At 73.5% G+C, this 11,459-nt stretch carries 11 protein-coding genes; 6 read left to right on the forward strand and 5 right to left on the reverse strand.

The genetic code is table 11. The features are described from left to right. Positions 1 to 30: 30 nt before the first annotated feature. Positions 31 to 741, reverse strand: a complete 711-nt coding sequence (locus GNZ18_RS19745) for a gamma-glutamyl-gamma-aminobutyrate hydrolase family protein (RefSeq protein ID WP_214620502.1) — start codon at positions 739 to 741, stop codon at positions 31 to 33. Next, on the reverse strand, positions 738 to 2,222 hold the full coding sequence (locus tag GNZ18_RS19750; protein ID WP_312874628.1) for an aldehyde dehydrogenase family protein: 1,485 nt from the start codon (positions 2,220 to 2,222) through the stop codon (positions 738 to 740). Before GNZ18_RS19750 ends, GNZ18_RS19745 begins: the two co-directional genes overlap by 4 nt. 118 nt (positions 2,223 to 2,340) lie before the next feature. Between GNZ18_RS19750 and GNZ18_RS19755 the strand changes: the two genes are divergently transcribed. From GNZ18_RS19755 to GNZ18_RS19775, 5 genes are all read left to right on the forward strand, one after another. Then, positions 2,341 to 3,795 carry an aldehyde dehydrogenase gene (locus GNZ18_RS19755; RefSeq protein WP_156217942.1) on the forward strand — a complete coding sequence of 485 codons (1,455 nt, stop codon included), beginning with the start codon at positions 2,341 to 2,343 and terminating at the stop codon, positions 3,793 to 3,795. Continuing rightward, positions 3,783 to 4,685, forward strand: coding sequence for a DODA-type extradiol aromatic ring-opening family dioxygenase (locus GNZ18_RS19760; protein ID WP_156217943.1), 903 nt, complete (start codon positions 3,783 to 3,785; stop codon positions 4,683 to 4,685). Before GNZ18_RS19755 ends, GNZ18_RS19760 begins: the two co-directional genes overlap by 13 nt. A gap of 1 nt (position 4,686) precedes the next feature. Further along, entirely contained in the window at positions 4,687 to 5,532 is an 846-nt protein-coding gene (locus tag GNZ18_RS19765; RefSeq protein WP_214620504.1) for a fumarylacetoacetate hydrolase family protein, read from the forward strand. A gap of 135 nt (positions 5,533 to 5,667) precedes the next feature. Continuing rightward, positions 5,668 to 6,303: a M15 family metallopeptidase gene (locus tag GNZ18_RS19770; RefSeq protein WP_156217945.1), complete on the forward strand. Its 636-nt coding sequence runs from the start codon at positions 5,668 to 5,670 to the stop codon at positions 6,301 to 6,303. Between the two features lie 14 nt (positions 6,304 to 6,317). Continuing rightward, positions 6,318 to 7,337, forward strand: a complete 1,020-nt coding sequence (locus tag GNZ18_RS19775) for a D-alanine--D-alanine ligase family protein (RefSeq protein ID WP_216651364.1) — start codon at positions 6,318 to 6,320, stop codon at positions 7,335 to 7,337. 62 nt (positions 7,338 to 7,399) lie between these two features. On the opposite strand, the gene GNZ18_RS19780 is transcribed toward GNZ18_RS19775, so the two are convergent. Both GNZ18_RS19780 and GNZ18_RS19785 read right to left on the reverse strand, forming a co-directional pair. Next, entirely contained in the window at positions 7,400 to 8,332 is a 933-nt protein-coding gene (locus tag GNZ18_RS19780; RefSeq protein ID WP_156217946.1) for a TIGR03619 family F420-dependent LLM class oxidoreductase, read from the reverse strand. 55 nt (positions 8,333 to 8,387) lie between these two features. Continuing rightward, positions 8,388 to 8,963, reverse strand: a complete 576-nt coding sequence (locus GNZ18_RS19785; protein WP_214620506.1) for a MarR family winged helix-turn-helix transcriptional regulator — start codon at positions 8,961 to 8,963, stop codon at positions 8,388 to 8,390. A gap of 164 nt (positions 8,964 to 9,127) precedes the next feature. Here GNZ18_RS19785 and GNZ18_RS19790 point away from each other — a divergent pair, with 164 nt between their 5' ends. Further along, positions 9,128 to 10,588: an APC family permease gene (locus GNZ18_RS19790; protein ID WP_156217947.1), complete on the forward strand. Its 1,461-nt coding sequence runs from the start codon at positions 9,128 to 9,130 to the stop codon at positions 10,586 to 10,588. Here the strand turns inward: GNZ18_RS19790 and GNZ18_RS19795 are convergent. Then, complete coding sequence (locus GNZ18_RS19795) at positions 10,585 to 11,373, reverse strand: acetoacetate decarboxylase family protein (protein WP_312874629.1); 789 nt, start codon at positions 11,371 to 11,373, stop codon at positions 10,585 to 10,587. The two genes, GNZ18_RS19790 and GNZ18_RS19795, sit on opposite strands and share 4 nt — an antisense overlap. Positions 11,374 to 11,459 lie beyond the last annotated feature (86 nt).

An 11,459-nucleotide genomic window follows, 5' to 3' on the forward strand; every position in this document is an offset into this window, starting at 1 on the left:
ACTCGCTACGCACCGCATCGTGGCAAACCCTTACAGTGCGTGGCGGCCCCCGCTCGCCGCCCGGACCAACGCGGCGAAAAGGGACTGCTGCGCGCGGTCGGTCGCGGCGGTGTCCTCCGGATGCCACTGGACGGCGAGGAACCACCCGCCGGAGGGTTCGGCGAGTTCGGCGGCCTCGATCGTCCCGTCCGCGGACCGGGCGGTCGGCCGGAGGCCCGGGGCCAGCGTCGCGACCGCCTGGTGGTGGTAGCAGGAGGCGACCGTCTCCTCGGCGTCGAGGGTCTTGGCCAGCAGGGTGCCGGGGGAGACGGCCACGGGGTGGACGTGGTGGCGGTGGTCGCGCTCCATGTGCTGGTCGAGCGTGCCGCCGAGCACCGCGTTCACGACCTGGAACCCCCGGCAGACCGCGAGCGTGGGCAGCCCGCTCTCCAGGACGTGGGACGCGAGCGCCAGGTCGAACTCGTCCTGGAGGTCGTCCACGTCGTAGAGGGTCTCGTGCTCGGACGTGGCCCCGTAGTGCCGGGGGTGGAGGTCGCCGCCGCCCGGCAGCAGCACGCCGTCGCAGCGCGCCAGCCGGGACGCCTCGAACGGCGCGGCCGGGTGCATGACGAACGGCTCGCCGCCCGCCCGGTGGACGGCCTCCACCAGCGCCCGCGCCGCGACCTCCGCCGCGTACCGCAGGGCGGAGGCGCCCGCCGAGAACCGGGCCGGGATCGCGATGAGGGGCCTGGCGGCGGTCACAGCTCGATCCAGGTGGTCTTGAGGTCGGTGTACTTGTCGAGCGCGTGCAGCGACTTGTCGCGGCCGTGGCCGGACTGCTTCACGCCGCCGAAGGGCACGCTCATGTCGCCCTCCTCGTAGCAGTTGACCCAGACCGTCCCCGCGCGCAGGGCGCGCGACACCCGGTGCGCGGTGGACAGGTCCGATGTCCACACGGCGGCGGCGAGCCCGTAGTCGCTGTCGTTGGCGATCGCGAGCGCCTCCTCCACCTCGTCGAACTCCAGCACGGCGAGGACCGGCCCGAAGATCTCGTCGCGCGCCACCGGCATCGACGGCTTGACCCGGTCGAAGACCGTCGGCGCGAGGTAGAAGCCGTCGCCCTCGGGAAGGGCGCCGCCGCCGGCGCGCAGCCGGGCGCCCGAGCCGAGCGCGGCCTCGACGTGCGAGGCCACCCGGCCCCGGTGGGCGGCCGAGACGAGCGGCCCCATCTCGGTGGCCGGGTCGAGCGGGTCGCCGACGCGCAGCGACTCGGCGCGGGCCGTGATCCGGTCGAGCACCCGGTCCGCGACGGAGCGGTGGACGAGCAGCCGGGACGGGGCGCTGCACATCTCCCCGGCGTTGAAGAAGATGCCCCAGGCGGCGGTGTCGGCGGCGGCGTCCAGGTCCGGGGCGTCCGGCAGGATGATGTTGGGGGACTTGCCGCCCAGCTCCAGCCAGACGCGCTTCAGGTTGGACCCGGCCGCGTAGCGCAGGAAGTGCCGGCCGACCTCGGTGGAGCCGGTGAAGGCCAGCACGTCCACGCCGGGGTGCTCGCCGAGGGCGCGCCCGGCGACCTCGCCCGGCCCGTTGACGACGTTGAACACCCCCGGCGGGAGCCCCGCCTCGGCGGCGAGCGCGGCCAGGTGCAGCGCCGACAGCGGCGACTCCTCGGCGGGCTTCAGCACGACCGTGCAGCCCGCGGCGAGCGCCGGGGCGATCTTCCAGGCCGCCATCGTCAGCGGGAAGTTCCACGGGACGACCGCCGCCACCACGCCCGCCGGCTCCCGGGTGATCAGCGCGAGCGACGAGCCGGACGTGCGGGGCGACTCGTCCAGCTGCTTGTCGGCGGCCTCGGCGTACCAGCGCAGGCAGTTGATCAGGGCGCGCAGCTCGATCCCGAAGGTGTCCTTGATCGGCTTGCCCATCTCCAGGCTGACCAGGAGCGCGAGGCTCTCGCGGTCCCGCTCGACGAGATCGGCCCAGCGCAGCATCGCGGCCTTGCGCTCGGCGGGCGCGAGGCGCGGCCAGGGGCCGAGGTCGAAGGCGCCGCGGGCGGCGGCGACGGCGTCCCCGGCGCGGGCGGCGTCGGCGGAGGCGACGTGCGCGATCGTCCGCCCGTCGCGCGGGGAGACGACGGGAAAGCTCCCCGGGCCGTCGACGAACGCGCCGTCGATGTGGTGTCCGGTGTGGGGGACGAGCCCGGCGGCACGGCTGCGCCACTCCTCGTACGGGACGTCGGTCACGGAGGCCCCTCCTCGCGCTAATGTTCGTTTGAACCCAAACATTAGCGTCGGCGGGTTGACCGCCGCCATCCCCGCTTCCTAGATTATTTGGGACCAAACAAACTGGAGGTGCACAGCGATGGCAACAGTCGCGGGCGTCGCCGTCGATACCGGGCACTGGATCGGAGGTGAGCGCGTCCCCGCCGGGGGCGGCGCGACGTTCACCGACGTCTCGCCGATCGACGAGCGGCCGATCGCCGAGATCGCGCGCGGCGGGGCCGCGGAGGCGGAGGCGGCGGTGGCCGCCGCGCACCGGGCCTTCCCCTCCTGGTCCCGGACGAGCCGGGAGGAGCGGGCGCGGATCCTGCACGCGGTCGCCGACGGCGTCGAGAAGCGGATCGAGGAGCTGGCGCAGGTCGAGACCGCCGACAACGGCGCGCTGATCCGCTCCCACCGGCGCGGCGTCATGCCCCGGGTCGCCCACAACTTCCGGTTCTTCGCCGACTGGCTGCTGAACCTCGGCCACGACGACTTCGAGACGCGCGGCCACACCAACCACGTCAGCTGGGACCCGGCGGGCGTCTGCGCGCTGATCACCCCGTGGAACGCCCCGCTGATGCTGGCCACCTGGAAGATCGCGCCCGCGCTGGCGGCCGGGAACACGGTCGTGCTCAAGCCCGCCGAGTGGACGCCGCTGACCGCCTCCCTCCTCGCCGACATCGCGGCCGAGGCCGGGCTGCCGGACGGGGTGTTCAACGTCGTCCAAGGCTACGGCGCCGAGGTCGGCGGCCCGCTGACCGCGCACCCCGACGTCAGGCGGATCAGCTTCACCGGCTCGGTGCCGACCGCGCGGACGATCGCCGCCGCGGCGGCCCCCAACCTGACGCCGCTGTCGCTGGAGCTGGGCGGCAAGTCGCCGCTGATCGTCTTCGCGGACGCCGACCTCGACCTCGCCGTCGACCTCGCCGTGGAGCAGTACGACAACGCCGGGCAGGTCTGCCTCGCCGCGACGCGGCTGCTCGTGGAGTCCTCGATCGCCGAGGAGTTCACCCGGCGGTTCCTGGAGAAGGCGGGCCGGCTCACGCAGGGCGACCCGCGCGACGAGGCGACCGATATCGGCCCGCAGATCCACCGCCGCCACCTGGAGCGCGTCGACGGCTTCGTCCGGCGCGCCAGGGACGCGGGCGCCCGCGCGCTGATCGGCGGCGGCCCCAACGAGGACCTCGGCGGCCTGTACTACCGCCCGACCCTCTTCGCGGACGCCCCGGAGGGCGCGGAGATCCTCACCGAGGAGGTCTTCGGGCCCGTCCTGACGCTCCAGACCTTCGAAACCGAGGAGCAGGCCGTCGCGATGGCGAACGGCACCCGCTTCGGCCTCGCCGCGACGCTCGCGACGGGCGACCGGGAGCGCGCGCGGCGCGTCACCGAGCGGCTCGTGGCCGGGACGGTCTGGGTGAACTGCTTCTTCGTCCGCGACCTGAAGGCGCCGTTCGGCGGCGCCCGGCAGTCCGGCGTGGGACGCGAGGGCGGCGACTGGAGCTTCGACTTCTACTGCGACCTCAAGAACACGGTGACGGCGCCATGGGCGAGGTAGTCGGCGCGGGGCTGCTCGCGCACGTCCCGACGATCGTGCTCCCCGAGGTGACGCGGCGCGAGCTGAACCACGGCGAGGACACCACGCTCGTCCCGGGCCTGAAGCGGCTGCGCGCGGACGTCTTCGAGCGCGACGACTACGACACCGTCGTCGTCCTGGACTCGCACTGGGCCACGACCGTCGAGTTCGTCACCACGGCGCACGACCGGCGCGCGGGGCTCTACACCTCCGAGGAGCTGCCGCGGGGCATGTCCCGCATGCCCTACGACTTCCCGGGCGACCCCGAGCTGGCCCGCGCCGTCGCCGACTACGCCGGCAAGCACGGGACCTACATCACCCCGATCGACGACCCGTACCTGCCGATCTACTACGCGACCGTCAACCTGTGGACGCACCTCGGCGTCCGCGACGACCCCTACCTGGGCGACCCCGGCCGCCGGTGGATCTCGATCGGCGTCTGCCAGACCGCCGACACCGAGGACTTCCTGCGCCTCGGCCGCGCCCTCGGCGACGCGATCGCGGCCGTGGACCGCCGCGTGCTGCTGATCGCGTCGGGCGCGCTGTCGCACACGTTCTGGCCGCTGCGCGTGATCCGCGACCACGAGGCGGCCGGACCGGAGCACATCTTCACCCCCGAGGCCCGCGCGGCCGACGAGGAGCGCATCGGCTGGCTTGAGGCGGGCGACCACGCCCGCGTCCTGGACACCATGCCGGAGTTCCTCAAGTTCAAGCCCGAGGCCCGCTTCGGCCACTACCTCATGATGATCGGGGCGCTCGGGGAGCACGCCTGCACGGCCCCCGGCCGCCTCTACAGCGAGTACGAGAACTCCGTCGGTACCGGCCAGGTGCACATCTGGTTCGACCGCCCCGAGCATGGATGGACCAGCTGACGTGACCGAATACCGGAGGATCCTCCTCGACGGCGCCGCGACCCAGGTCGTGCGGGACGGAGAGGAGCTGGTCGGCGCGGACGGGCGCCGCGTCCGCGCCGACGAGGCCGTGCACCTGCCGCCGTGCGAGCCGTCCAAGGTCATCGCGGTGCACCTCAACCACCGCAGCCGCGTGGAGGAGTTCCAGACCAGCCTGCCGCCCGCGCCCACGTTCTTCCACAAGCCGATCTCGGCGCTGAACGCGCACGGCGGCGCGGTCGTCCGCCCGGAGCGGTGCAAGTACCTCAACTACGAGGGCGAGATCGCGATCGTCATCGGCCGGACGGCGCGCAACGTGTCGCCGAAGGAGGCGGGCGAGTACATCGCGGGCTACACCGTCGCCAACGACTACGGCCTGCACGACTTCCGCGACACCGACGCCGGGTCGATGCTGCGGGTCAAGGGCTCGGACACGCTGTGCCCGCTCGGCCCCGGCCTCGTCACCGGCTGGGACTTCCACGGCAAGTACCTGCGCACCTACGTCAACGGCGAGCTGGTGCAGGACGGCAGCACCGACGAGATGGAGTGGGACATGCACTACCTCGTCGCCGACATCGCCCGCACGATCACCCTCTACCCCGGGGACGTGCTGCTGTCGGGCACCCCGGCCAACTCGCGGCCCGTCCAGCCGGGCGACGTCGTCGAGGTCGAGGCCGAGGGCCTCGGACGGCTCCGCAACCACATCGTCGCCGGTCCCGTCCCGATCCGGGACGACTGCGGCGCGCAGCCGACCGAGTCCGAGGAGGTCATCTCGACCACGTTCGGCGGCGACTGGGAGTTCCGGGGCATCCGCGCCCCCCGCCGCTGACAGGCTCCCTCCCAGACGCCCTCAGCGTCCCCGCGCCCCTTCCGGACGGCCGTCCGGAAGGGGCGCCTCCGTGTATCGCGGACTTATCGTTTCCCGCATACGCCGTGGCAACAGCCTTCCGTCTTCAGTGGAGGCATGCACCGCAGCGCGAATCCACCTCTGGCGATCAAGGCGCGTGTCCTCGCGTCCCTCACCCGGCTCGTCGCCGTGTCGCTGGTCCCGGTCGCCTTCTGCCGCGCACCGGGCCGCGCCCGCTTCACGGCCTGCCAATGGGCCCTGGCCCTGCGCTTCCCGGCCGAGGACCTGCGCGGGCTGGCGCCGCAGACGCTCGCGGCGTTCACCCACGCGCGGGCCGAGGCGTTCTGGCGCGACAAGCAGCTGATCGGCCTCACCTCCGGATACCGCGACCCGGCGGAGCAGCACCGGATCTTCGCCGCGGAGGTGGCGCGCACCGGCTCGGTGGCCGCCGCGCGGCTCCGGGTGCTGCCGCCGGAGGAGTCCGGCCACGTGCGGGGGCTCGCCCTCGACGTCCGTCCCACCGAGGGCGCGCTGTGGCTCGAACGGCACGGCTGGCGGTACGGCCTCTACCGCATCTACGACAACGAGTGGTGGCACTTCGAGTACCGCACGGTCGCGCCCGTCCGGCTGCCGAGCCCGGCCGCCGCGCGGTGGCCGCGCCGCACCCACGGCGACGAGCCCTGGCGCCGCGCGCCGCGTCCCGACGGCGGCCGCCCACCGTACATGAACGCGACCGCGGGACCGGCGGCGTGAAAGGGAGTGTCGGAATGATCAGGGAGCACCGGGTGAACGGGGAGCGGCGGATGGCGCGGCGGGTCGCGGTGATCGGCGGCGGGGAGAACGCCGAGCACGAGGTGTCGCTGGCCACGGCGGCGGGGATCGCGGGGGCGCTCCGCCGCGGCGGGTTCGACGTCGACGAGCTGACCATCGACCGCGACGGGACGTGGCGGCGCGGCACGGAGGTGCTCGGGGCGCGGGCCGCCGGCTCGGTGGCGGCGGCGCTGGGCGTGATGGAGCGCGCCGACGCCGTCTTCCCCGCGGTCCACGGCCCGCGCGGCGAGGACGGGACGCTGGCGGCGCTGTGCGCGCTGGCCCACACGCCGATGGTGGGCTCCGGCGTGCGCGCCGGCGCGGTCGGCATGGACAAGTGGACGACCAAGCTCGTCGCCGACGCCGTCGGGATCCGCACCGCCCCCGCCCGGCTGGTGGACGCGGCGGACATCGCGGACATCGAGTTCGAGGTCCCCGTGGTGGTCAAGCCCGCCTCGGCCGGGTCGAGCCACGGCGTCGCCCTGGCCCGCGACGCGGCCGGCCTCCGCGAGGCGCTGCGCGAGGCGGCCCGCTACGACGACCGGATCCTGGTGGAGCGCCTCGTCGCGGGCCGGGAGATCGATCTGGCCGTGCTGCGGGAGGCGGGCGGCCGCCGGTGGGCGGCGCCGCCGCTGGAGATCCACACCGACGGGCTGTTCGACACCGAGACCAAGTACGACGGCTCCGCCCGGTTCTCCGTGCCCGCCGAGATCTCCGACGCGGAGCGGGAGGCCCTGACCGGCGCGGCGGTACGGATGTTCGACGCCCTCGGCTGCGCGGGCCTCGCCCGCGTCGACTTCTTCCTCACCGACCAGGGGCCCGTGCTCAACGAGATCAACACGATGCCGGGGATGACCGCCGAGTCCCAGGTGCCGAGGATGTTCGCCGCCGCCGGGCTGTCCTACGAGGAGCTGGTCGCGCGCATGGTCGACGCCGCGACCGTGCCCGGCCCGGCGCACCCGGTCCTGAGCGTGTGAGGCGGCGGGGCGTCCCCGGGACGCCCCGCCTCGTACCTGTACGCCCCGTCTCAGGACCCGTCTCAGGACATGAGCGCGTCGGTGCGCTTCACCACCTCGCGGCAGAAGGCGCCGACCCCGTCGGGGTCGTCGGTGAACTGGGACGGCTTGATGCAGAACGTCGTGAACCCCTGCGCGACCTGCTCGGGGATGCTCTCCAGCGCCGGTGCGAGCGGCGAGACCGAGTGGTCGTCGGGGAACACCGGGCGGCAGCCGCCGATCCGCTCCAGGTCGGCGAGGTCGCGCCCGGCGGCCGACATCGCGGCGGAGAGCGTCTCCAGCTCCTCCGGCGTCGGACGGCCCAGCGGGTGGAAGCCGTGGGCGTACTTGACGATCCGGTCCAGGAGCCTCGGGTGCAGGTGCTGGCCGCCGAACCACATGCGCGGCCCGTCCGGGCGGTAGGCGCGCGGCTCGAAGTAGACGTCCTCGAAGGAGAAGTGCTCGCCGCTGTAGGAGACGGGGGAGCCGCGCCAGAGCAGGTCCCAGATCTCCAGCTGCTCGTCGAGGATGGCGCCGCGCTTGGTGAAGGGGACCTGCATCGCCGCGTACTCGTCCCGGCTCCAGCTCACCGTCGGCTGGACGACGAGCCGCCCCTCCGACAGCAGGTCGAGCGTGCCGATGTCGCGGGCGAGCGCGAGCGGGTGCCTGAGCGGGGCGAGGATCGCGGCGGCGGCCAGCCGGATCCGGGTGGTGACCGAGGCGATGGCGCCGAGCAGCATCAGCGAGCCGGGCCAGGGCGTGAACGGGTCCTGGTTGCCGGGCAGCGCGTACTCGCGCGGGTTGCCCATCACGCCGTCCGCGCCCGCGTCCGGGCCGAGGACGACGTGCTCGCTGACCATCACGGCGTCGAACCCCGCGTCCTCGGCCTCCCGCGCCCAGCGGACGAGCGTGGGCAGGTCACGGCCGGTGGTCAGCGTCCAGTTCTCGCTCAGCACGAGTACGAAGCGTGGCGTCATCCGGTCATCGTACGGGCCCAAACGATCGCCGGGCAAGGCTCTCCGGCGGCCGTCCTCAGGAGCGGGGGCGGCGGCCCGAGCGGCGCGGCGGGGGCGGCGGGGAGTCGGCCCGCAGCGCCGCCCGCCGCTCGTCGCCCTCCTCCTCCAGGTGCTCGACGACCGACCGGAGCGTCTGCGCGAGCGCCCGGTTCTCCTCCCCGTCCAGCCGCTCGACCACGAACGCCTCCTCGGCGTTGAAGGCCGGGAACAGCGTCCGCATGAGGTCCTGCCCCTTGTCGGTCAGCCGCAGCAGGACGAGCCGCCCGTCGCGCGCGTGCGCGCCGCGCTCGATCAGCCCGCGCCCCTCCAGCGTCTTCACGACCCCCGTGAGCGTCCCCTTGGAGATGCCCGCCTCCTCGGCGACGTGGCGGGTCTCCATCTCCTCCCAGATCCACACCACCCAGAGCACGACGAACGAGGTCCAGGTGAGGTCGGCGCCGCGCAGCACCGAGCTCTCGAAGTGCTGCCGGATCGCGGCGGCCGCGCGGTAGATGTTGGAGACCGCCATCATCGCGTCGTGGCGCAGGGGCACGTCGCCGAGCCGCCGCTGGATCGCCTGCTCGGTCTCTTGCAGTGTGTGATGCCCGGTCACGTACGTCCTCCCCTGGAGCCCTGCGTAGTCGAATACTCGCGGGCCGAAAGGTGAATCTACTCTTGTCCGTCATTGTTCGGGCCCGTACGATCTCCCGCAATCCGCATCTCGTGCGGGCCCAAACGAATATTCCCCGAGGGTCCGCACCGGCACTGGAGCTGCCCATGGCGATCCCGGAAGCCGCGCCCCCCTCGTCCCCGTCGCCCCCCTCGTCCGGCGCGTCCGGACGGCGCCGCATCGGCGCCCCCGAGATCGTATTCTTCGTCGTCGCCGCGTCCGCCCCGCTGACCGTCGCCGCCGGCGGCCTGCCGACCTCCTTCGCCGTCACCGGGGTGACCGGAATCCCGCTGCTGTACGTCGTGCTGGCGGTGCTGCTCACCGTTTTCACCGGCGGCTACGCGGCGATGAGCCGCTCGGTCGCGAACGCGGGCGCGTTCTACGCCTACGTGACCCACGGCCTCGGGCGCGTCGCCGGCGTCGGCGCCGCGTTCGTGGCCCTCATCTCCTACAACACCATGCAGATCGGCCTGTACGGCCTGTTCGGCTTCACCACCGCCGACTTCCTCAGGACCAAGACCGACCTCGACCCGCCCTGGTGGGCGGTCGCGCTCGCCGGGGTCGCGGTGGTCGCGGTCCTCGGCTTCCGCCGCGTCGATCTCAACGCCCGCGTCCTCGGCGTGTTGCTCGCCGTCGAGTTCCTGACCGTCCTTGTGTTCGACGCCGCCCAACTCGCGGACGCGCCGGACGGCGTGTCGGCCGCCCCGCTCGGCCTCGACGCCGCCACCACCGGCGCGACCGGGGCCGCGTTCTGCTTCGCGATGGCGAGCTTCATGGGCTTCGAGGCCGCCGCCCTCTACAGCGAGGAGTGCCGCGACCCGCGCCGGACCGTCGGCCGCGCCACCTACGTCGCCGTCGCCGTGATCGGCGTGTTCTACGCGTTCACCGCGTGGGCGATGACCGTGGGGACCGGCTCGTCCCAGATCATCGCGCGGGCGCGGAAGGACGGGCCCGCGCTCGTGTTCGTCCTGGCCGAGGAGCACGTCGGCGGGCTCTTCTCCGACCTCGCGCAGATCTTCCTGATCACGAGCCTGTTCGCGGCGCTGCTGTCGTTCCACAACGCCGTCGCGCGCTACTTCTTCTCACTCGGACGCGAGGGCGTGCTGCCGTCCCCGCTCAGCCGCACCCACGCCCGGCACGGGTCCCCGCACGTCGGCTCGGCGACCCAGACCGCCCTGGCGGCAGGGGTGGTCGCGGTGTTCGCGCTCGCGGGCGAGGACCCGGTGCTGAGCCTGTTCAACTGGTTCACCAACCTCGGCGCCCTCGGCGTGATCGCGCTGCTGGCCCTCACCTCGGCCTCGGTGGTCGGCTACTTCGCGCGCGACCACCGGGGCGAGAACACCTGGAACCGCCTCGCGGCGCCCGCGCTGGCCTTCCTCGGCCTGGGCGCCGTCTTCGTCGTCAGCCTGCTCAACTTCGACGCGCTGCTCGGCGCCGAGAAGGGCTCGCCGCTCACCTGGGTGCTGCCGGGGCTGATCTTCGTCGCCGCCGCGCTGGGCGCGGCGTTCGCCGCGTACCTGCGCGCCGCCCGCCCCGACGCCTACGCCCGCATCGGCGCGGGAGCCTAGGCGAGGCGGCGGCCGCCGTTCCAGACCACGCCGACCTGGCGGTAGTAGGCGCCGATGACCTCCTCCACCGCGAGGTCGGTCAGCTCCTCGGTGGGGGAGTCGAACAGGCGGAGGTCGGCCTCGCCCCTCCAGGCGGGGCCGGCCTCGAACGACGCGGCGCCCGACTCGACCAGCTCGTCCAGCGCGGGCGGCTGACCGGGCTCGATCGAGGGCAGGAAGCGGTGGTGCGCCATCGGGTGCCCGTTGACGAACCCGTTGGTCTCCGACGGCTCGCGCAGCGTCACGACGGCCTCGGCGAGGCGGCGGTCGGCGGCGGCGAGCGTCGCGCCGAACCGGCCGCCGGCGGCGATGCGGGGCGCGCCCCGCCCGTAGGGGTGGGGGCGGGTCTGGTGGATCGAGCCGAGCTTCTTCGGGTAGCCCTGGTGCAGGCCGCGCCCGATGGCGAAGTCCTTGTCGACCCAGATGTAGACGCAGCGGGAGTACGTCCGGCCCTCGAACGAGCAGCGGACCACGACGAAGCACTCCTTGTACTGCGCCCGGACGGGGTCGAGCAGCTCCTCGCCGGACTCCGAGCACGACTGCCAGTCGGCCCAGATGATCGCGACGGCGCCCGGGTCCTCGGGGGCCGGGGACAGGGGCGCGGGCAGCAGCGCGGCGACGCGGGCCGGGTCGGTGCGGTACTCGACGGTGAGCAGGTCGCCCGAGTAGTGCCACGGCGGGTTCGGGATCAGCGACGACCGGCCTGTCGCGGTCTTCGGGAACAGGAAACCTCGGACGGATGCCACCGCGCTCCTCCTGGAATGTCGTTTGGGTCCGTACGATAGGCCCTGCGGTGCGGTTTCGCCACCCGGCCACTGGTGATCAGTACCCG

It is taken from the genome of Actinomadura litoris (genome assembly GCF_009733595.1).
Taxonomy (GTDB): domain Bacteria; phylum Actinomycetota; class Actinomycetes; order Streptosporangiales; family Streptosporangiaceae; genus Spirillospora; species Spirillospora litoris.